The 20009-nt window shown below is 46.1% G+C and carries 25 protein-coding genes and 1 other annotated feature (1 of these 26 only partly in view); all 25 genes read left to right on the top strand.

The window, feature by feature from the left end:
- Positions 1-13: a sequence feature (ribosomal protein L10 leader region), on the top strand; it begins 118 nt to the left of the window's first position.
- A gap of 15 nt (positions 14-28) precedes the next feature.
- The 25 genes from rplJ (at position 29) to rpsH (ending at position 19989) form a co-directional block, all read left to right on the top strand.
- Positions 29-559 (top strand): 50S ribosomal protein L10, encoded by a 531-nt coding sequence (gene rplJ, locus CHY_RS10760; RefSeq protein WP_011345203.1) that lies wholly within the window; start codon positions 29-31, stop codon positions 557-559.
- A gap of 67 nt (positions 560-626) precedes the next feature.
- The gene (gene rplL, locus CHY_RS10755; protein WP_011345202.1) at positions 627-1010 is read left to right on the top strand and encodes a 50S ribosomal protein L7/L12; all 384 of its coding nucleotides are present in this window, start codon (positions 627-629) and stop codon (positions 1008-1010) included.
- Between the two features lie 446 nt (positions 1011-1456).
- Positions 1457-4855: a DNA-directed RNA polymerase subunit beta gene (gene rpoB, locus CHY_RS10750; RefSeq protein ID WP_011345200.1), complete on the top strand. Its 3399-nt coding sequence runs from the start codon at positions 1457-1459 to the stop codon at positions 4853-4855.
- A 23-nt stretch (positions 4856-4878) separates the two neighbouring features.
- Positions 4879-8337, top strand: a complete 3459-nt coding sequence (gene rpoC / locus CHY_RS10745; RefSeq protein ID WP_011345199.1) for a DNA-directed RNA polymerase subunit beta' — start codon at positions 4879-4881, stop codon at positions 8335-8337.
- Positions 8338-8482: 145 nt separating this feature from the next.
- Positions 8483-8746, top strand: a complete 264-nt coding sequence (locus CHY_RS10740; RefSeq protein ID WP_011345198.1) for a L7Ae/L30e/S12e/Gadd45 family ribosomal protein — start codon at positions 8483-8485, stop codon at positions 8744-8746.
- Positions 8747-8749: 3 nt separating this feature from the next.
- A complete protein-coding gene (gene rpsL / locus CHY_RS10735; protein ID WP_011345197.1) occupies positions 8750-9130 on the top strand; it encodes a 30S ribosomal protein S12 in 381 nt (126 codons plus the stop codon).
- A gap of 38 nt (positions 9131-9168) precedes the next feature.
- The gene (gene rpsG, locus CHY_RS10730; RefSeq protein WP_011345196.1) at positions 9169-9639 is read left to right on the top strand and encodes a 30S ribosomal protein S7; all 471 of its coding nucleotides are present in this window, start codon (positions 9169-9171) and stop codon (positions 9637-9639) included.
- Between the two features lie 15 nt (positions 9640-9654).
- The gene (gene fusA / locus CHY_RS10725) at positions 9655-11733 is read left to right on the top strand and encodes an elongation factor G (protein WP_011345195.1); all 2079 of its coding nucleotides are present in this window, start codon (positions 9655-9657) and stop codon (positions 11731-11733) included.
- Between the two features lie 15 nt (positions 11734-11748).
- On the top strand, positions 11749-12951 hold the full coding sequence (gene tuf / locus CHY_RS10720; protein ID WP_011345194.1) for an elongation factor Tu: 1203 nt from the start codon (positions 11749-11751) through the stop codon (positions 12949-12951).
- 94 nt (positions 12952-13045) lie between these two features.
- Positions 13046-13354, top strand: a complete 309-nt coding sequence (rpsJ, locus tag CHY_RS10715; protein ID WP_011345192.1) for a 30S ribosomal protein S10 — start codon at positions 13046-13048, stop codon at positions 13352-13354.
- Positions 13355-13366: 12 nt separating this feature from the next.
- The gene (gene rplC / locus CHY_RS10710) at positions 13367-13996 is read left to right on the top strand and encodes a 50S ribosomal protein L3 (RefSeq protein WP_011345191.1); all 630 of its coding nucleotides are present in this window, start codon (positions 13367-13369) and stop codon (positions 13994-13996) included.
- A 28-nt stretch (positions 13997-14024) separates the two neighbouring features.
- Positions 14025-14645: a 50S ribosomal protein L4 gene (gene rplD / locus CHY_RS10705; RefSeq protein ID WP_011345190.1), complete on the top strand. Its 621-nt coding sequence runs from the start codon at positions 14025-14027 to the stop codon at positions 14643-14645.
- Entirely contained in the window at positions 14646-14933 is a 288-nt protein-coding gene (rplW, locus tag CHY_RS10700) for a 50S ribosomal protein L23 (protein WP_011345189.1), read from the top strand.
- Positions 14934-14961: 28 nt separating this feature from the next.
- On the top strand, positions 14962-15786 hold the full coding sequence (gene rplB / locus CHY_RS10695) for a 50S ribosomal protein L2 (protein ID WP_011345188.1): 825 nt from the start codon (positions 14962-14964) through the stop codon (positions 15784-15786).
- A 21-nt stretch (positions 15787-15807) separates the two neighbouring features.
- On the top strand, positions 15808-16092 hold the full coding sequence (gene rpsS / locus CHY_RS10690) for a 30S ribosomal protein S19 (RefSeq protein ID WP_011345187.1): 285 nt from the start codon (positions 15808-15810) through the stop codon (positions 16090-16092).
- A 20-nt stretch (positions 16093-16112) separates the two neighbouring features.
- Positions 16113-16454: a 50S ribosomal protein L22 gene (gene rplV, locus CHY_RS10685; RefSeq protein WP_011345186.1), complete on the top strand. Its 342-nt coding sequence runs from the start codon at positions 16113-16115 to the stop codon at positions 16452-16454.
- A 1-nt stretch (position 16455) separates the two neighbouring features.
- Positions 16456-17124: a 30S ribosomal protein S3 gene (rpsC, locus tag CHY_RS10680; RefSeq protein WP_011345185.1), complete on the top strand. Its 669-nt coding sequence runs from the start codon at positions 16456-16458 to the stop codon at positions 17122-17124.
- Positions 17125-17126: 2 nt separating this feature from the next.
- Entirely contained in the window at positions 17127-17558 is a 432-nt protein-coding gene (gene rplP, locus CHY_RS10675) for a 50S ribosomal protein L16 (protein ID WP_011345184.1), read from the top strand.
- Positions 17548-17757: a 50S ribosomal protein L29 gene (rpmC, locus tag CHY_RS10670; protein ID WP_011345183.1), complete on the top strand. Its 210-nt coding sequence runs from the start codon at positions 17548-17550 to the stop codon at positions 17755-17757. The genes rplP and rpmC overlap by 11 nt, the downstream gene beginning before the upstream one ends.
- 16 nt (positions 17758-17773) lie before the next feature.
- Positions 17774-18070, top strand: coding sequence for a 30S ribosomal protein S17 (gene rpsQ, locus CHY_RS10665; protein ID WP_011345182.1), 297 nt, complete (start codon positions 17774-17776; stop codon positions 18068-18070).
- 31 nt (positions 18071-18101) lie between these two features.
- The gene (gene rplN, locus CHY_RS10660) at positions 18102-18470 is read left to right on the top strand and encodes a 50S ribosomal protein L14 (protein WP_011345181.1); all 369 of its coding nucleotides are present in this window, start codon (positions 18102-18104) and stop codon (positions 18468-18470) included.
- A gap of 12 nt (positions 18471-18482) precedes the next feature.
- Positions 18483-18806, top strand: coding sequence for a 50S ribosomal protein L24 (gene rplX, locus CHY_RS10655; protein ID WP_011345180.1), 324 nt, complete (start codon positions 18483-18485; stop codon positions 18804-18806).
- Positions 18807-18830: 24 nt separating this feature from the next.
- Positions 18831-19370: a 50S ribosomal protein L5 gene (rplE, locus tag CHY_RS10650; RefSeq protein ID WP_011345179.1), complete on the top strand. Its 540-nt coding sequence runs from the start codon at positions 18831-18833 to the stop codon at positions 19368-19370.
- 16 nt (positions 19371-19386) lie between these two features.
- On the top strand, positions 19387-19572 hold the full coding sequence (locus CHY_RS10645) for a type Z 30S ribosomal protein S14 (protein ID WP_011345178.1): 186 nt from the start codon (positions 19387-19389) through the stop codon (positions 19570-19572).
- An 18-nt stretch (positions 19573-19590) separates the two neighbouring features.
- On the top strand, positions 19591-19989 hold the full coding sequence (rpsH, locus tag CHY_RS10640) for a 30S ribosomal protein S8 (protein ID WP_011345177.1): 399 nt from the start codon (positions 19591-19593) through the stop codon (positions 19987-19989).
- The last annotated feature ends 20 nt before the right edge of the window (positions 19990-20009 follow it).

Here is a 20009-nt window from a genome sequence, read left to right as displayed (position 1 = left end):
AATTGCTTTCGAGGAGGTGGATCGTTAGTTGAAACCGATTATTGAACAAAAGGCAAAGGTAGTAGCGGAGATTGAGGAAATGATTAAAAGCTCCCAGGCGGCAATACTGGTTGACTACCGGGGGCTTACTGTGGCTGAAATGACCGAACTTCGGCGGAAACTCAAGGAAAAAGGTGCGGAAATTAAAGTTGTAAAAAATACGTTAGCTAAACGGGCTGCCCATAACTTGGGTATTACCGGATTGGATCCTTATTTAGAAGGGCCAACTGCTTTGGCTGTGGCCAAAGAAGATCCAGCTTCAGCTGCGAAAGTTTTATTTGATTTTGCTAAAGATCATCCTAATTTAGAAATTAAAGTTGGAATCCTGGAAAATATTGTTTTGGAAAAGGACCAGGTCAAAGCCATTGCCGATCTTCCACCGCGAAACGTTCTTTTGGCAAAGCTTCTTGGTGGCATGCAAGCTCCCCTTTACGGATTTGCTGGAGCTCTTGCCGGTATGCTTAGAAAATTTGTTTATGCCCTTGAAGCAATCCGCAAGCAGAAAGCGGGCGAGGAATAATTTTATCGGGTATAAGCCTATGGGCTTAACCATAAATACGAAAAAAATATTTTTGGAGGTGGCATAAATGTCCAAAGTACAAGAAATTTTAGAGGCTGTTAAAAGTTTAACTGTTCTCGAACTTGCTGAGCTTGTAAAAGCTTTTGAAGAAGAGTTTGGTGTCAGCGCTGCTGCTCCTGTAGCGGTTGCTGCTGCTCCTGCTGCCGGAGCTGCTGCTGCGGCACCTGCTCAGGAAGAAAAGACCGAATTTGATGTAATTCTCGTCAGCCCCGGGGCACAAAAAGTTAACGTTATTAAAGTTGTCCGGGAAATCACCGGCCTTGGCCTCAAAGAATCCAAGGATTTGGTGGATGGTGCTCCGAAGCCTGTTAAGGAAAAAGTCAGCAAAGCTGATGCCGAAGCTATCAAGGCCAAGCTTGAAGAAGTTGGCGCTACTGTTGAAATTAAATAGTAACTTTTCCAAAAAACCCCCGGCAAAAAGCCGGGGGTTTTTATGTGGAAGCAAGGTTTGGCACATAGTTAGGGTAGAATTTATTTTCTGCTGCTGTTTAGCCCACTATTATAAAGAATTCAAAACCCCCGGAGTTTGGTATAATTAAATCAAGAAAATCGAACGCTCGGAATGGTTAATTTTGGTGCTGAACAAAATTTCGGTTGTTGTGATGAGTTTTTACCTCCGGGAGGTAATCCGTTTATTGACAATCACAAATACTTGTGATATCATTTAAAAATGCCATCTTATAATTAAATTGGAGGATGTGTAATATCTTGCGACTTTGGATACAATATGGTAATGTGAAGTATTGCCTTGAATATTTTTAGGTAAAAAGGCAAAAGGGCTTCTTTTTGCCTTTTTACCTTTTTGGCTTTTAATTTTTTCTGAGGGGTGATAGTTTAATGATACCGGTGCAGGTCGGGAAAAAAATCCGTTATAGCTATGCCAAGTTTCCCGAAATCCTGGAACTTCCTTATCTCATTGAAATTCAGAAAAAATCGTACCAGTGGTTTTTAGATGAAGGGTTAAGGGAAGTTTTTCGGGAAATATCCCCGATTACCGATTTTACCGGTAATTTATCTTTAGAGTTTTTAGATTACTACCTTGGTAAACCCAAATACTCTGTGGAGGAGTGCAAAGAACGGGATTTTACATATTCTGCCCCTCTTCGAGTAAAGGTAAGACTTTTAAATAAGGAAACCGGAGAAATTAAAGAGCAGGAAGTATTTTTAGGGGATTTCCCCTTAATGACGGAAAAAGGTACCTTTATTTTTAACGGTGCTGAACGGGTTGTAATCAGTCAAATGGTTCGTTCCCCGGGGGTTTACTTTTCGGAACAGGTCGACCCTAACGGTAAAAAAATGTACCTGGCAACAATTATCCCAAACCGGGGGGCCTGGTTAGAATTTGAAACGGATGTAAATGACCATATATATGTCCGTATCGATCGTACCCGTAAGCTTCCCGTAACGGTGCTTTTAAAGGCGCTTGGGTACGAATCAAAAGGGCGCATTGCGGAATTATTTGACCATGATGATAAAATTATCGCTACCCTCGAAAGAGACAATACCGATTCCCGGGAAGAAGCGTTAATTGAAATATATAAAAAGCTCCGCCCGGGTGAACCGCCTACGGTGGAGAGTGCGAAAACTCTTTTAGATTCAATGTTTTTTGATCCAAAACGTTACGATCTGGGTAATGTTGGACGATACAAGCTATTTAAAAAATTAAATCACGGGGTATTATACCGTTACCTCGAGGAAGACGGTGAAAAAGAATATGATAAATATTTAAATGACTATGTTCCCGTTAAAAGGGAGTTTATTCGGGAACTTACTAACGAAGATATAATTTATACCATTCGCTATCTTTTAGGATTAATGCGGGGACAGGGGAAGGTAGACGATATTGACCATTTAGGCAATCGCCGGCTCCGGTCGGTAGGGGAATTACTGCAAAACCAATTTAGGATCGGTTTAGCCCGGATGGAACGGGTTGTGCGGGAGCGGATGACCATTCAGGATGCCGATTCATTAACCCCGCAGGTTTTAATAAATACAAGACCTATTGTAGCTGCCATTAAAGAATTCTTTGGTTCCAGCCAGCTTTCCCAGTTTATGGACCAAACCAATCCTCTGGCCGAATTAACCCATAAACGGCGGCTTTCGGCTCTGGGACCGGGAGGACTTTCCCGGGAAAGGGCTGGTTTCGAAGTGCGGGACGTTCACCACTCCCATTACGGGCGGATGTGCCCCATTGAAACGCCGGAAGGTCCTAACATTGGTCTTATCGGTAATCTTACTACTTATGCCCGGGTAAATGAATTTGGTTTTATTGAAACTCCCTACCGCAAGGTTGATAAGGAGCGGGGAGTTGTAACCAATGAAATTGTTTACTTAACTGCCGATGAAGAAGAAAAATACATTATTGCTCAGGCTAACGTCAGGCTTTCTCCGGAAGGAAAATTTTTAGATGAAATGGTCAATGCCCGGCATGGCAGCGAAATCTTGCACGTCGAGCCTTCAAAAGTTGATTTTGTTGATGTTTCTCCCAAACAGGTTTTCTCGGTGGCAACTTCCCTAATTCCTTTCTTAGAACATGACGATGCCAACCGGGCGTTGATGGGTGCTAACATGCAACGGCAGGCAGTGCCGCTTATCCGGACCGAAGCGCCGGTAGTTGGCACCGGTATTGAGTACAAGGCTGCTAAAGACTCGGGGGTTGTGGTTCTGGCCAAGAATCCTGGAGTTGTGGAGCGAGTTACTGCGGATGAGATCGTCATAAGAAACGACCAGGGGCAAATAGACCGGTATAAGCTTATAAAATTTCAACGGTCCAACCAGGGGACGTGTATCAATCAAAAGCCGATTGTTAGGAAAGGTGAACGGGTGGAGAAGGACCAAATTATTGCCGATGGTCCGTCTACCGATCACGGTGAACTGGCTTTAGGTAAAAATGTTTTGGTGGCCTACATGCCCTGGGAAGGTTATAACTATGAAGACGCTATTTTGATAAGCGAAAAGCTGGTTAAAGAAGATGTTTTTACTTCCATTCACATTGAAGAATACGAATGTGATGCCCGGGATACCAAGCTTGGTCCTGAAGAGATTACCCGGGATATTCCCAATGTTGGTGAAGATGCCTTAAAAGATTTAGATGAACGGGGAATTATCCGGATAGGGGCTGAAGTCCGTCCGGGGGATATCCTGGTAGGTAAAGTCACTCCCAAAGGAGAAACGGAACTTACTGCTGAAGAAAGACTTCTTAGGGCTATTTTCGGGGAAAAGGCCCGGGAAGTCAGGGATACATCCCTGCGGGTTCCTCACGGAGAATCCGGAAAAGTTGTCGATGTTAAAGTTTTTTCCCGGGAAAATGGCGACGAGCTTTCTCCGGGAGTAAATATGCTGGTCCGTGTTTACATTGCCCAGAAACGGAAAATTTCCGTCGGGGACAAGATGGCTGGTCGCCACGGTAATAAGGGTGTTGTGGCAAGGATTTTGCCGGAAGAAGATATGCCTTTCTTACCCGACGGCACCCCCGTGGAAATTGTTTTAAATCCTCTGGGTGTTCCTTCCCGGATGAATATTGGACAGATTCTGGAGTGTCACCTGGGGTGGGCTGCCAAGGCTCTTGGGATAAATGTAGCAACTCCGATTTTTAACGGGGCTACCGAAGAAGACATTTTTGAGGCGCTGCGAAAAGCGGGACTTCCGGAAGACGGCAAGATAGAAGTAAGAGATGGACGTACCGGTGAGCCTTTTGACAGCCGCGTAACGGTAGGCTATGTTTATATGCTGAAACTTGCTCACCTGGTAGACGACAAAATCCATGCCCGGTCTACCGGTCCGTATTCTCTGGTTACCCAACAGCCGCTGGGTGGAAAAGCCCAGTTTGGTGGGCAGCGGTTCGGGGAAATGGAGGTTTGGGCTTTGGAGGCCTACGGCGCCGCTTATACGCTGCAGGAAATTCTCACCATTAAGTCGGACGATGTGGTTGGTCGGGTAAAAACCTACGAAGCAATTGTTAAAGGAGAGAATATCCCTGAACCGGGTGTTCCAGAATCGTTCAAGGTATTAATCAAGGAACTGCAAAGCTTGGGGCTTGACGTTAAAGTTCTCACCGATAATGATGAAGAAGTAGAAATTAAGGAAATAGACGATGATATAGGTGAAAAAGCCGAAGAATACGGCTTAGCGGCAAGCATTGCGGATCGAGACGAAGTAAAAAACGAATATTATGAGGAAGAAGTAGAAGCGGATTTTGAGATTAATGATGATTTTGATGGTGACCTGGAGGATTAAATTATTGAAAGGAGAGAAGCTCCTTGCTGGTTCTAAATAACTTTGAGCGTATTAAGATTGGTCTTGCATCTCCGGATCAAATCCGTGCCTGGTCCCATGGAGAGGTTAAAAAGCCGGAAACAATAAATTACCGGACTCTAAAACCGGAACGGGATGGACTTTTTTGCGAAAGAATATTTGGCCCTACCAAAGACTGGGAGTGTCACTGCGGTAAATATAAACGGGTTCGTTATAAGGGAGTCGTCTGTGACCGCTGCGGGGTCGAAGTAACTCGTTCAAAAGTGCGGCGGGAACGGCTTGGCCATATTGAGCTTGCTGCTCCGGTATCGCATATCTGGTATTTTAAAGGGATTCCCAGTCGGATGGGCCTTTTACTGGATATGTCTCCCCGTTCCCTGGAAAAAGTTTTGTACTTTGTTTCGTACATCGTGATTGACCCCGGGGAAACTCCCCTTCTTAAAAAGCAGTTGCTGACCGAAACGGAGTATCGGGAAGCCCGGGAAAAGTACGGCAATGCTTTTAAAGCGGGAATGGGAGCAGAAGCGATAAAAGAGCTTTTGGCGGAAATAGATTTAGATGAACTTTCCGCCGAGCTCAAGGCGGAGATTAAAGAATCAACCGGACAGCGGCGGATCAGAGCACTCCGCCGATTGGAAGTTGTCGAGTCGTTTAGAAAATCCGGCAACCGGCCGGAATGGATGATTTTAGATGTTATTCCGGTTATTCCTCCGGAACTGCGGCCGATGGTCCAGTTAGACGGTGGCCGGTTTGCCACGTCGGACTTAAATGACCTGTACCGGCGGGTAATAAACCGTAACAACCGCTTAAAAAGGCTTCTGGAATTAGGGGCACCGGACATCATTGTCCGGAATGAAAAGCGCATGCTGCAGGAAGCGGTGGATGCTCTTATCGATAATGGCCGGCGTGGCCGTCCGGTAACGGGACCCGGAAACCGGCCCTTAAAGTCCCTGTCGGATATGTTAAAGGGTAAGCAGGGGCGTTTCCGCCAAAACCTATTGGGTAAGCGGGTGGACTATTCCGGTCGTTCGGTTATCGTGGTTGGCCCGGAATTGAAGTTGCACCAGTGCGGTTTGCCAAAGGAAATGGCTTTAGAGTTGTTTAAACCGTTTGTTATGAAAAAATTAGTGGCCGACGGTATTGCTCACAACATTAAAAGTGCCAAGCGCATGGTGGAGCGGGTCAAACCCGAGGTTTGGGATGTCCTGGAAGAGGTAATTAAAGAACATCCGGTGCTTTTAAACCGGGCGCCTACCTTGCACCGTTTGGGAATTCAGGCTTTTGAACCGGTTCTGGTGGAAGGTAGGGCAATACAAATTCACCCGCTGGTTTGTACCGCTTACAACGCTGACTTCGATGGCGACCAAATGGCGGTTCACGTGCCTCTTTCGGCGGAAGCCCAGGCGGAAGCTCGACTTTTAATGCTTTCTTCCCACAATATCTTGAACCCTAAAGATGGAAAGCCTGTAGTCGTACCGACTCAGGATATGGTTATTGGCAGTTACTACCTGACGGTAGAAAAGCCCGGGGCTAAAGGTGAAGGCAAGAAATTTGCCCATCCGGAAGAAGTAATAATGGCTTATGAAGAAGGGGTTATCGAGCTTCACACCAAAATAAAAGTTCGCTATCCCATACGGGGAGAAATAGTGGAGTTAGAGACCACTCCGGGAAGGATAATATTTAATGAGGTAATTCCCGAAGAGTTAAGATTTATAAATCACTTAGTTGATAAAAAAGCCCTGGGAAAAATTGTTACCGAATCCTATAGAAAGCTTGGCTATGAAAAAACCGGCTACTTGTTAGACGGTCTTAAAAAACTTGGATTCCATTATGCAACAAAGGCCGGTCTTACCATTGGTATCGTAGATATTACCGTTCCCAAAGAAAAGCAGGAAATTTTAGAAGAAGCGGACCGGATGGTGGCGGACATTGAAGTCAAGTACCGCCGGGGTTTAATTACCGAAGATGAACGTTATCAGCGGGTGGTAGATATCTGGAATGCGGCAACCGAAAAGGTAACGAAAAAACTGGTGGAAACCCTGGAAGCTTCCCAGTTTAACCACGTTTATATGATGGCCAAATCCGGTGCCCGGGGTAACATTCAGCAGATTCGCCAGTTAGCCGGAATGCGGGGATTGATGGCCGATCCTTCCGGAAGAATCATTGACCTGCCGATTAAAGCTAATTTCCGGGAAGGGTTAACGGTATTAGAATACTTTATTTCCACCCACGGAGCACGGAAAGGATTGGCGGATACGGCGCTTAGAACTGCCGACTCCGGTTACCTTACCCGGCGACTGGTTGACGTTTGCCAGGATGTTATAGTCCGGGAAGAAGATTGCGGTACCGAAGATGGTATTTATGTAACCGATGTGAAAGACGGGACTGATGTTATTGAAAAACTTGAAGATAGAATTTTGGGGAGAGTGGCTGCGGAAGATGTAGTCCATCCGGAAACGGGCGAATTACTGGTCGCGAAAAACCAGGAAATTACTGAAGAAATCGCTGAAAAAATTGTTTCGGCAAATATTAAGAAGGTTAAAATCCGTTCCGTATTAACCTGTCGCACTCGCCACGGGGTTTGCACCCGGTGTTACGGTCGAAATCTTGCTACCAACAGCATAGTAGATATCGGCGAAGCGGTAGGAATTATTGCCGCGCAAAGTATCGGAGAACCGGGTACCCAGCTTACCATGCGGACCTTCCATACCGGTGGTGTTGCCGGTGAGGATATTACCCAGGGTTTACCGCGGGTCGAAGAACTGTTTGAAGCCCGGAGACCCAAGGGCCAGGCGATTATTACCGAAATTGATGGTGTGGTTGAGGTTCGGGATAACAAAGGACGCCGGGAAATTGAGGTCATAAATCAGGAGACCGGAGAACGCAAGGTATATCCTATAACTTATCAAGCACGCATCAAAGTCCAGACCGGAGATAAAGTATATGCCGGGGACGAACTAACGGAAGGGCCTATTAACCCCCATGACTTAATTAAAGTTAAAGGTATCGAGGGGGCTCAGCTTTATCTCCTCCAGGAAGTGCAGAAAGTTTACCGGATGCAGGGTGTGGAAATTAACGATAAGCATATTGAGGTAGTTATTAGGCAAATGCTAAGAAAGGTAAAAATTGAGGATTCCGGTGATACCGACCTTTTACCGGGAAGCCTGGTGGATATTTTTGAATTTGAAGATGAAAATGCTAAAGTTATTGCAAAAGGTGGAAAACCGGCAACCGCTAAGAGGGTACTGCTGGGGATAACTAAGGCTTCGCTGGCAACTGACTCGTTCTTATCGGCGGCATCGTTCCAGGAAACCACCAGGGTGCTTACCGAAGCGGCTATTAAAGGTAAGGTTGATCCGCTTTTAGGCCTTAAGGAAAATGTGATTATCGGTAAGTTAATACCTGCGGGTACGGGTATGGCCCGTTACCGCAATATCATGGTTCAGGCCAAGAATGAAGAGTAAAATTTCAGGGGCCGGGACCTCACGGCCCCTGAAAAATTAACAAAATTTTAATGGATATTACCTCCGGCGAAAATTTAGATGAATTGACAAGGATTTTGCAAAATGCTATCATATAAAAGTGTGTTAACAGGCGGGAGGGAGTATAGTGCCGCTTTCGGAGATTAAGGAAACCAAAAACAGGACGGTTGGCACCAAGCAAACTTTAAAAGCCCTCCAAAAAGGGAAAGCGATAAAAGTTTTTATTGCCTTAGATGCAGAAAAGCGGGTTACCGATCCGGTGGTGGCCCTCTGCAAGGAAAAAAATGTTCCAGTTGAAACCGTAGATACTATGGCAGAATTGGGAAAAAGCTGCGGTATTGCTGTAGGTTGTGCCTGTGCTGCAATTATTGATCCGGGGAAGGAGGTGTAATAAATGCCAACGATTAATCAGTTAGTGAGAAAAGGTAGGGAAAAAGTAGCAGTGAAATCCAGTGCACCGGCGCTCAAAGGATGCCCGCAAAAAAGAGGAGTTTGTACCAGAGTCTATACGACAACCCCGAAAAAGCCGAACTCTGCCTTACGGAAAGTAGCCCGGGTACGTTTAACTAATGGCATTGAAGTTACCGCATATATCGGCGGTATCGGTCACAACTTACAGGAACACTCGGTGGTATTGGTACGGGGTGGCCGGGTTAAGGACCTTCCTGGTGTGAGATATCATATCGTTCGGGGAGCGCTTGACTGTGCTGGAGTGCAGAACCGCAATCAAGGTCGTTCCAAGTACGGAACAAAACGGCCTAAAGCTAAGAAGTAAAAAGTAACTGAAAGAATCCTTGTAAAGGGGGGAAGAAGATGCCCAGAAGAGGACCTGTGCCCAAGCGGGATGTTTTGCCGGATCCAATTTATGGCAGCAAATTGGTAACCAAGTTGATTAATAAGACAATGGTTGACGGCAAAAAAAGCTTGGCGGAAAAAATCTGCTATCGGGCTTTTGATATAATCCGGGAAAAAACCGGCAGGGATCCATTAGAAGTTTTCGAAGAAGCCATGAAAAATGTTATGCCCGTACTTGAAGTACGGCCGCGCCGGGTTGGTGGGGCCAACTATCAGGTACCGGTGGAAGTTCGTCCGGAACGGCGGCAGTCCTTGGCTATCCGCTGGATCGTCAACTATGCCCGGGAAAGAAACGGCCGGAGCATGGAAGAAAAATTGGCCGCTGAAATTATGGATGCAGCTAACGGTGTTGGCGGAGCCGTTAAGAAAAAAGAGGATACTCACAAAATGGCCGAGGCCAATAAGGCGTTTGCCCATTATAGATGGTAAAGGAGGGAATACGATATGCCGAGAGAATACCCGTTGGAACGGACGAGAAACATCGGGATTATGGCTCATATTGACGCCGGCAAAACGACTACAACAGAGCGTATTCTCTTCTATACCGGTAAAGTGCATAAAATGGGCGAAGTGCATGATGGTGCCGCAACCATGGACTGGATGGTCCAGGAACAAGAGCGGGGTATTACCATTACCTCAGCGGCTACTACATGCTTTTGGAAAAATCACCGGATTAACATTATTGATACGCCCGGCCACGTGGACTTTACCGTGGAAGTTGAAAGATCGCTTAGGGTTTTAGACGGCGCCGTGGCGATATTTTGCGCTGTTGGTGGCGTTGAACCCCAATCGGAAACTGTCTGGCGTCAGGCCGATAAATATGGTGTTCCGCGGATAGCGTATGTTAACAAAATGGACCGGATGGGAGCAAACTTTTTTGAAGTGGTCAGGCAAATTAAAGAACGCCTGGGGGCCAATCCGGTACCGATTCAGCTCCCCATTGGAAATGAAGATACATTCCAGGGAGTTATCGATTTAATTGAAAATAAAGCGATTATTTATACCGATGACCTCGGTACTCAATTAGCGGAAGCGGAAATTCCTGCTGAGATGTTAGATTTGGTAGCTGAGTATCGGGAAAAAGTAATGGAAGCAGCAGCGGAAGCTGATGAAGAACTAATGTTGAAATACTTGGATGGGGAAGAACTAACTCCCGAAGAAATCAGAGCGGGACTTAGAAAAGCAACAATTGCTGTAAAAGTTGTTCCGGTACTTTGCGGTTCTTCCTTTAAAAATAAAGGTGTTCAGCCGCTTTTAGACGCTATTGTTTATTATTTACCTTCTCCGGTGGATATTCCGGCAGTGCGCGGGATTAACCCCGAAACGGGTGATGAAGACTTCCGGAAGGCAAGCGATTCCGAACCATTCGCCGCTCTGGCGTTTAAGATTATGGCTGATCCCTATGTGGGTAAGCTCACCTTCTTCAGGGTTTATTCCGGTGTCCTTAAAGCCGGTTCTTACGTTTTAAATTCCACCAAAGGGAAGAAAGAGCGGATTGGTCGCTTGCTACGGATGCATGCTAACCACCGGGAAGAAATTGATGAAGTATGTTCCGGAGATATAGCTGCAGCAGTTGGTTTAAAAGATACCCACACTGGAGATACCATTTGCGATGAAAAGCATCCAATTGTTTTAGAATCCATGGAATTCCCCGAGCCTGTTATTAACGTTGCGATTGAACCCAAGACCAAGCAGGACCAGGAAAAGATGAGTATTGCCCTGCAGCGTTTAGCTGAGGAAGACCCCACCTTTAAGATGTGGACCGACCAGGAAACCGGCCAGACCATTATTGCTGGCATGGGTGAATTACACCTCGAAATTATCGTCGACCGGCTCATGCGGGAGTTTAAAGTTGAAGCCAATGTTGGTAAGCCCCAGGTTGCTTACAAAGAAACCGTTCGGGGGACTGCCAAGGCTGAAGGTAAGTACATCCGGCAAACCGGTGGACGCGGTCAATACGGTCATGTTTGGATTGAAATTGAACCGCTGGAGCCCGGTAAAGGTTATGAGTTTGTCAATAAAATTGTTGGTGGCGTGATTCCCAAGGAATACATCCCGGCAGTAGATGCTGGTGTACGGGAAGCCTTAGAATCCGGAGTACTGGCAGGATATCCGGTTATCGACGTTCGGGTAACGCTGTTTGATGGTAGCTTCCACGAAGTTGACTCTTCAGAAATGGCCTTTAAAATTGCCGGTTCCATGGCCGCTAAACAGGCGGTTTTAAAAGCAAATCCGGTTCTTTTAGAACCTATTATGAAAGTTGAAGTTGTTGTTCCGGAAGAATACATGGGTGAGGTTATCGGTGACCTCAACTCTCGCCGGGGACGGATTGAAGGTATGGAAGCCCGGAATAACATGCAGGTTGTAAGAGGCTATGTACCATTAGCTGAAATGTTTGGTTATGCTACCGATCTCCGTTCGAAAACCCAGGGACGGGGTACTTATACTATGCATTTCTCCCATTATGAGGAAGTGCCAAAGAACTTGGCAGATCAAATTATTCAAAAAAGACAAGGTAAGTAAAAAGGAGGAGTAACGATGGCGAAGGCAAAATTTGAGCGGGTAAAGCCCCACGTAAACATTGGGACGATAGGTCACGTAGACCACGGGAAGACCACTTTAACCGCAGCAATTACTACGGTGCTGGCGAAGAGAGGATTAGCCCAGCAAAAGAGGTACGATGAGATTGACAATGCTCCGGAAGAAAGGGAAAGAGGAATTACCATTAATACAGCGCATGTGGAGTATGAGACCGAGAAGCGGCACTATGCCCACGTAGACTGTCCGGGACACGCGGACTACGTAAAGAACATGATAACGGGAGCGGCGCAGATGGACGGAGCTATCCTGGTTGTGTCTGCAGCTGATGGTCCTATGCCGCAGACGCGGGAGCACATTTTGTTAGCCCGTCAGGTAGGAGTTCCCTACATTGTGGTATTTTTAAACAAAGCGGACATGGTAGATGATCCGGAGTTAATGGAGCTTGTAGAGATGGAAGTGCGGGATCTTTTAAGCACGTACGAGTTTCCCGGGGATGAAGTACCGGTAGTAGCAGGGTCGGCGTTGAAGGCATTGGAGTGCGGTTGTGGCAAGGAAGATTGTCCGTGGTGTGGGAAGATATTGGAGTTAATGGACAAGGTAGACGAATACATTCCGACACCGCAGCGGGATGTAGATAAGCCGTTCTTAATGCCGGTAGAGGACGTATTTACCATTACCGGACGTGGGACGGTTGCGACCGGCCGGGTAGAGCGGGGACGGATAACCATAGGAGAAGAAGTGGAGATAGTAGGATTGATGGATGCTCCGCGGAAGACGGTAGTAACGGGACTGGAGATGTTCCGGAAGGTGTTAGACGAAGCGGTAGCAGGGGACAACATAGGAGCGTTATTACGGGGAGTAGACCGGAAGGAAATCGAGCGGGGGCAGGTATTGGCGAAGCCTGGTACGATAAAGCCGCACCGGAAGTTTTTTGCTGAGGTATACGTATTGACGAAGGAAGAAGGGGGACGGCACACACCGTTCTTTAATGGATACCGGCCGCAGTTTTACTTCCGGACGACGGACGTAACGGGAGTAATCCATTTACCAGAAGGTGTAGAGATGGTAATGCCCGGGGATAACGTAAAGATTCATATTGAGCTTATCACACCGATTGCTATTGAAGAAGGATTGAGATTTGCTATTCGGGAAGGTGGCAGAACTGTAGGCGCGGGCGTTGTTACCGCGATCGAAGAGTAATAAAGCCTCTCCCGGCAAAAAACAGGAGGCGGGGGAATTTATTCCCCTTCCTCCGGTGTTTTATGTAAAAGGGAAATAAAAGGAGGGGTAATGCGTGAATAAACAAAAAATCAGAATTAAACTAAAAGCTTTTGAGCATACCATCTTGGACCAGTCCGCTGCGAAAATTGTTGAAACGGCCAAGAGGACGGGTGCGAGCGTATCGGGACCTATTCCGCTTCCCACCGAAAGAAGCTTGTATACCGTGCTGCGTTCGCCCCATATCGATAAAGACTCCAGAGAGCAGTTTGAATTAAAGGTGCATAAACGCTTAATTGATATTATCGATCCCACCCCAAAAACTATCGATGCGTTAATGCGGATCGATTTGCCGGCGGGAGTAGATATTGAGATTAAGCTGTAGGAGGTGAAACAAATGCCGAAAGGAATTTTAGGAAGAAAAGTCGGAATGACCCAAATTTTCACCGAAGACGGCAGGGCAATACCGGTGACGGTGATTGAGGCTGGGCCTTGCGTGGTAGTGCAGAAGAAAACAATAGCTAATGATGGCTATAATGCTATCCAGCTTGGTTTTGGGGAAATAAAGGAAAGTAAAGTAAACAAGCCGTTAAAAGGGCATTTTAATCGGGCAAATGTTAAGCCCATGCGGTATTTAAGAGAGATTCGGGTGGAAAATATCGATGCTTATGAAGTAGGACAGGAGATAAAGGTAGACATTTTTACCGTTGGCGAGAAAGTTGATGTTACTGGAATATCAAAAGGTAAAGGGTTTGCCGGTGGGATTAAACGGCATGGTTTTCACCGGGGACCAATGGCTCACGGTTCAAAATACCACCGTCGGCCCGGTTCACTGGGTGCAAAAGGACCGGCTCGGGTATTTTTAGGCCGGAAGTTGCCCGGACGACTTGGTATGGAGAGGGTAACTATTCAAAACTTAGAGGTTGTTAAGGTAGATCCAGAGAGAAATTTACTGGTTATAAAAGGTTCGGTTCCGGGTATTAGAGGAAGCCTTTTAATCATCAAAGAAGCAGTAAAAGGAAAATAGAAGTTTTGGTTAAGAAAGGGGGATAAAGATGCCCAAAGTTCCGGTTTACAACATGGAAGGAGCCCAGGTTGGAGAAATTGAACTAAAAGACGAAATTTTCGGGGCTCCGGTGAATAAAGCGGTCTTATATGAAGTTTCATTAATGTACCTGGCAAATCAAAGAAGGGGAACTCACGATACAAAAACTCGGGGTGAAGTATCTGGCGGTGGCAGAAAGCCCTGGAGACAAAAAGGAACTGGCCGTGCCCGGCATGGTAGTATTCGGTCACCCCTTTGGCGGAAGGGTGGTATCGTCTTTGGTCCACATCCCCGTGATTACAGTTATTCTGTACCCAAAAAGGTACGCCGGGCGGCGTTGAAGTCAGCGCTTTCCGACAAAGTAAATGAAAATAACCTTATAGTAGTAGATAGTTTAACTTTTGCTGCACCAAAAACCAAAGAAATGATTAGAGTATTAAATAACCTCAAGGTGAACGGCAAGACTTTAATTGTCACCGCAGGTTATGATGAAATAGTGGAAAAATCGGCCCGCAATATACCGGGAGTTTCCGTAATGACAGCTCCCAGCCTCAATGCATTAAGCCTCCTGAATCACGACAAGCTGATCATGACCCGTGATGCGGTCCTAAAAGTGGAGGAGGTGTTTTAAGTGAAAAATCCAAGGGATATAATCATTAGGCCGTTAATAACCGAAAAATCTATGGATTTAGCCCAGGAAAACAAATATACTTTTATTGTTGATAAAAATGCCAACAAAATTGAAATTAAAAATGCAATTGAGGAGCTATTTAAAGTAAAAGTTGAAAAGGTAAATACCATCAGGGTTAAAGGAAAAATGAAACGGGTTGGTCGTTTTGTTGGCCGGACCCCTGAATACAAAAAAGCAATTGTTAAGTTAAGAGCCGGTGATAAAATCGAACTGTTTGAAGGCGTATAACCGGTAGTAGATAAAAGGAGGGAAAAGGATGGCTGTAAAAACTTACAAACCCACCTCCCCCGGTCGGAGATTTGTTACCGTTTCGTCCTTTGAAGAAATTACCAAAACCGAGCCCGAAAAATCTTTGATAGTTCCCTTAAAGAAGCATGCGGGACGGAATAATCAGGGACGGCTGACGGTTCGGCACCGGGGCGGCGGTCATAAACGGATGTATCGAATAATTGATTTTAAGCGAAATAAAGATGGGATTCCGGCAAAAGTTGTGGCGATTGAATATGATCCCAACCGGACTGCTCGAATTGCGTTGTTAGCATACGCTGATGGCGAGAAGCGTTATATAATTGCTCCCCATGGATTGAAAGTGGGCGATGTTTTAATGTCCGGTCCGGATGCGGACATCAAAGTGGGTAATGCCCTGCCGCTTGCCAATATTCCGGTAGGTACTTTAGTTCATAACATCGAGCTTTATCCGGGAAAAGGTGGACAGTTGGTGCGCGCGGCTGGAACGGCGGCGCAGCTCCTTGGTAAAGAGGGCAGGTACGCAATTTTACGCCTTCCCTCGGGCGAAATGCGGAAAGTCCTTTTGGAATGCCGGGCAACCATCGGACAGGTGGGTAATTTAGAGCACGAAAATATTACCATTGGTAAGGCTGGAAGGGCTCGCTGGCTTGGAATTAGACCTACGGTTCGCGGTGTTGTTATGAACCCGGTAGACCACCCGCATGGCGGTGGTGAAGGTCGTTCACCGATTGGACGTCACCCGGTTACTCCTTGGGGTAAACCTACCTTGGGGGTTAAGACACGGAAGAAAAATAAAGCAAGCTCTAAGTTAATTATTAAGAGACGGAAGTAACCATGAAGGGAGGTAGCCAGCTTGGGTCGTTCACTCAAGAAAGGACCATATTGTGATCCAAAACTTCTGAAAAAAATTGAGGAGTTAAATGCTAAAGGTGAAAAGCGGGTTATTAAAACCTGGTCAAGACGGTCTACTATTTTTCCACAGATGGTAGGCCATACTATTGCCGTATATGATGGAAGAAAGCACGTTCCGGTTTATATTACCGAAGAGATGGTTGGACATAAGTTAGGGGAATTTGCTCCTACCCGTACCTTCAGGGGACATGGAGACCATACGGAAAGGTCTACTGCCCTCAAGTAGTCAAGAGAGGAGGGATTTTCATGGAAGCACGTGCAGTGGCAAAATATATCCGGATTTCACCGCGAAAAGCCCGGCAGGTAATTGATTTAATTCGGGGCAAGGATGTGGAGGAAGCGCTGGCGATTTTGCGGTATACCCCGAAAAAAGCTTCGTATTTTATTGAAAAGGTTTTAAGGTCGGCAATTGCCAACGCCGAAAACAATCATGATATGTCTAAAGAAAACCTTTATGTAGCCAAAGCCTATGTGGACCAGGGACCGACATTAAAGCGTTATAACCCGCGGGCTCAGGGTCGCGTGGATCTCTGGCGGGTAAGGACCAGCCATATAACTATTGTCGTTGCGGAAAGGAAGGAGGGCTAAGGTGGGTCAGAAAGTTCATCCAAAAGGACTGAGAATAGGTATTATCAAAGACTGGGATGCCAAGTGGTTTGCTGATAAGAAACATTACCAGGAGCTTTTGCATGAGGACTTAAAAATTCGTAAATACATTAAAACCAAATTTTATCAAGCTGGAATTTCTCGAATTGTAATTGAGCGGGCTTCCAACCGGGTGAAAGTTACTATTCATACTGCCCGGCCAGGTATGGTGATTGGTAAAGGCGGAACAGAAATTGAAGTATTGCGGAAAGAGTTAGAAAAGATGACCGGCAAGCAAATAAATATCAATATCGCCGAGATCAAAGTTCCGGAAATTGATGCCCAGCTTGTAGCAGAAAATATTGCTGCCCAAATTGAAAAGCGGATTTCCTATAAGCGGGCAATGAAACAGGCGGTGTCCCGGGCTTTGAAAATGGGTGCCCAGGGTATTAAAGTAGCTTGCAGCGGTCGCTTAGCCGGCGCGGAAATCGCCCGGTCCGAATGGTATAGCGAGGGCAAGGTACCTTTAACAACCCTGAGGGCGGATATTGATTACGGTTTTGCCGAAGCGTTAACCACCTATGGAAAAATTGGCGTAAAAGTGTGGATTTATAAAGGTGAGGTATTGCCTGAGGTTAAGAAGGAGAGCGTTAGTACAGAAGGAGGCGAATAACCATGTTAATGCCAAAACGGGTTAAATATAGACGTCCCCACCGCCCCAGCCTCAAGGGTAAGGCCAAAGGAGGAACCCAGCTTCATTTTGGGGAATACGGCTTACAGGCAGTAGAAGGGGCATGGATTACCAGCCAGCAGATTGAGGCTGCGCGGGTAGCTATTTCCCGTTATATCCGCCGGGGCGGTAAAATCTGGATAAACATCTTTCCGGACCACCCGATTACCAGAAAACCTGCTGAAACCCGGATGGGTAGTGGTAAGGGTGCCCCGGAATACTGGGTGGCAGTAGTAAAGCCCGGTAAGATTATGTTTGAGCTTGCTGGGGTATCGGAAGAAGTTGCGCGTGAAGCGCTGAGACTTGCTTCCCATAAACTGCCCATCAAAACCAAATTTGTGAAACGGGAAGTAGGTGGTGAAGCCCATGAAAGCTAAAGAATTAAGAGAATTAACCGATGCGGAATTAGTGGAAAAATTGGCGAGTTTAAAAGATGAGCTTTTTAAACTTCGGTTTCAGCTTTCCACCGGTCAATTGGATAATCCATCCCGAATCCGTGAGGTGCGGCGGGATATAGCTCGGGTTAATACCATTATCCGGGAAAGAGAAATTGCCAGACAAAAAGTGGAGAAGTAGAAAGGGGGCGTAGAAGATGGAAAAGAAAAAAGTCCAAAAAATAAAAATCGGACGGGTCGTTAGCGATAAAATGGATAAAACGGTGGTAGTTGCCGTTGAGGAGTTGGTCAGCCACCCCCTTTATAAAAAGACCATTCGCCGAACAAAGAAGTTTAAAGCCCACGATGAACATAACGCCTGCCGGACTGGCGACATAGTAAAAATTGCCGAGACTCGGCCCCTCTCCAAGGAAAAGAGATGGAGAGTTGTGGAGATTATCGAGCGGGGCAAAGTGTTAGGCGAAGAGGAAAATCTTGAAACTATTGAAGGTTAAGCAGGTTCTACCTGAAAGGAGGTAGCAGCAAGTGATTCAAGTACAAACCATATTGAATTCCGCCGATAACACCGGCGCGAAAAAATTAATGTGCATCCGGGTTTTAGGAGGATCCAACCGGAGATATGCAAGTTTAGGTGATATAATCGTTTGCTCCGTTAAGGAAGCAACACCCGATGCCGTTGTGAAAAAGGGAGAGGTGGTTAAAGCAGTAGTTGTTCGGACCAAAAAAGAAGTGCGCCGGCCGGACGGTACGTATATTAAATTTGACGAAAATGCTGCAGTAATTATTAAGGACGATAAGAGCCCACGGGGTACCCGAATTTTTGGACCGGTAGCCCGGGAACTGAGGGAAAAGGATTTCATGAAAATCATCTCCCTGGCTCCGGAAGTCCTTTAAGGAGGTGGGATTATGCCAAAATTAAAGGTTAAAAAGGGCGATATGGTCTTAGTCATTGCAGGTAAAGACAAAGACAAAAAGGGAAAAATCGTGCAGGTTTTGCCCAAGGAAAATAGAGTTGTGGTTGAGGGCGTAAATATCGTTAAAAGACATACCCGTCCCAATCCCAAACTTCCCCAGGGTGGTATTGTTGAGAAAGAAGCCCCGATTCACGTAAGTAACGTGATGGTGATCTGCCCCAGCTGCGGCAAGCCCACCCGGGTCGGGAAGAAGTTTTTAGCGGATGGCAAGAAGATTAGAGTTTGTAAAAAATGCGGCGAGAGCCTTGACAGGTAAGCCGTGGCGAAAGGAGGTTATACCGTGCCCAGACTTAAGGATAAATATCAAAACGATGTAATACCGGCAATGATGGAAAAGTTTGGATATAAAAATAAAATGCAAGTGCCAAAACTTGAAAAAATAGTGATAAACATCGGCTTAGGCGAAGCCTTGCAAAATCCTAAAGCTGTGGATGCTGCAGTTGCCGATCTTATGGCTATCACCGGACAAAGACCGGTCCTTACCAAAGCCAAGAAATCGGTGGCCGGTTTTAGAGTACGGCAGGGAGCTACTATTGGCGTAAAAGTTACCCTGCGCGGTGACCGGATGTATGAATTCATGGACAAATTTGTCAATATAGTACTTCCCCGGGTTCGGGACTTCAGGGGTTTATCGCCCAAATCCTTTGATGGTCGGGGAAATTACTCGGTAGGTTTACGGGAGCAGCTTATTTTCCCGGAAATTGACTATGATAAAATTGATAAAGTTCGGGGTATGGAAGTTACTTTCGTTACTACCGCTAAAACCGATGAAGAGGCTCGGGAATTGTTACAATTAATGGGAATGCCCTTCAGCAGATAAGGAAAGGGGGACGTTTATGGCCAAGAAATCGATGATTGCCAAAGCGCAAAGGCCGCCAAAATTTAAAGTAAGAAAATACAACCGGTGTAAAATCTGTGGAAGACCGAGAGCGTACTTGCGTGATTTTGGCATGTGCCGGATTTGCTTTAGAAAACTTGCCCACCAAGGAGAGATTCCGGGCGTTAAGAAAGCCAGCTGGTAAAGAAAGGGGGTAAATACCATGGTTATGACCGATCCCATTGCTGATTTTTTAACTCGGATTAGAAACGCAAATATGGTCTATCACGAGAAGGTAGAAGTGCCATCCTCCAAGGTAAAAAGGGCAATTGCGGAGATTTTAAAAGAGGAAGGCTTTATCAAGGATTACGAGTACATTGAGGACGGCAAGCAAGGGATTTTACGGATATTTTTGAAGTACGGCCCCAATAAAGAGAGGGTTATTTCAGGACTAAAGCGTATCTCCAAGCCCGGACTTCGGGTATACGCTAAGAAAGACGAACTACCCAGGGTTTTAGGGGGTCTCGGGATTGCTATCATTTCGACACCGAAAGGAATAATGACCGATAAAAAAGCCCGCAAAGAAGGCTTAGGCGGCGAAGTTATTTGCTATATTTGGTAGTAAAATCCAGGAGGTGATTT

Source organism: Carboxydothermus hydrogenoformans Z-2901 (genome assembly GCF_000012865.1).
Lineage (GTDB): Bacteria > Bacillota > Z-2901 > Carboxydothermales > Carboxydothermaceae > Carboxydothermus > Carboxydothermus hydrogenoformans.
Note: the sequence above shows the minus strand (reverse complement) of the source record. Positions and strands in the feature narration are given on the sequence as shown.

Coding starts and splice junctions, on each gene's coding strand:
- rplX (WP_011345180.1), top strand. CDS start 18,483: ATGCCAAAATTAAAGGTTAAAAAGGGCGATATGGTCTTAGTCATTGCA.
- rpmC (WP_011345183.1), top strand. CDS start 17,548: ATGAAAGCTAAAGAATTAAGAGAATTAACCGATGCGGAATTAGTGGAA.
- rpsL (WP_011345197.1), top strand. CDS start 8,750: ATGCCAACGATTAATCAGTTAGTGAGAAAAGGTAGGGAAAAAGTAGCA.
- rplC (WP_011345191.1), top strand. CDS start 13,367: ATGCCGAAAGGAATTTTAGGAAGAAAAGTCGGAATGACCCAAATTTTC.
- rplP (WP_011345184.1), top strand. CDS start 17,127: ATGTTAATGCCAAAACGGGTTAAATATAGACGTCCCCACCGCCCCAGC.
- CHY_RS10645 (WP_011345178.1), top strand. CDS start 19,387: ATGGCCAAGAAATCGATGATTGCCAAAGCGCAAAGGCCGCCAAAATTT.
- tuf (WP_011345194.1), top strand. CDS start 11,749: ATGGCGAAGGCAAAATTTGAGCGGGTAAAGCCCCACGTAAACATTGGG.
- rplB (WP_011345188.1), top strand. CDS start 14,962: ATGGCTGTAAAAACTTACAAACCCACCTCCCCCGGTCGGAGATTTGTT.
- rplD (WP_011345190.1), top strand. CDS start 14,025: ATGCCCAAAGTTCCGGTTTACAACATGGAAGGAGCCCAGGTTGGAGAA.
- fusA (WP_011345195.1), top strand. CDS start 9,655: ATGCCGAGAGAATACCCGTTGGAACGGACGAGAAACATCGGGATTATG.
- rpsQ (WP_011345182.1), top strand. CDS start 17,774: ATGGAAAAGAAAAAAGTCCAAAAAATAAAAATCGGACGGGTCGTTAGC.
- rplV (WP_011345186.1), top strand. CDS start 16,113: ATGGAAGCACGTGCAGTGGCAAAATATATCCGGATTTCACCGCGAAAA.
- rpsH (WP_011345177.1), top strand. CDS start 19,591: ATGGTTATGACCGATCCCATTGCTGATTTTTTAACTCGGATTAGAAAC.
- rplL (WP_011345202.1), top strand. CDS start 627: ATGTCCAAAGTACAAGAAATTTTAGAGGCTGTTAAAAGTTTAACTGTT.
- rpsG (WP_011345196.1), top strand. CDS start 9,169: ATGCCCAGAAGAGGACCTGTGCCCAAGCGGGATGTTTTGCCGGATCCA.
- rpoB (WP_011345200.1), top strand. CDS start 1,457: ATGATACCGGTGCAGGTCGGGAAAAAAATCCGTTATAGCTATGCCAAG.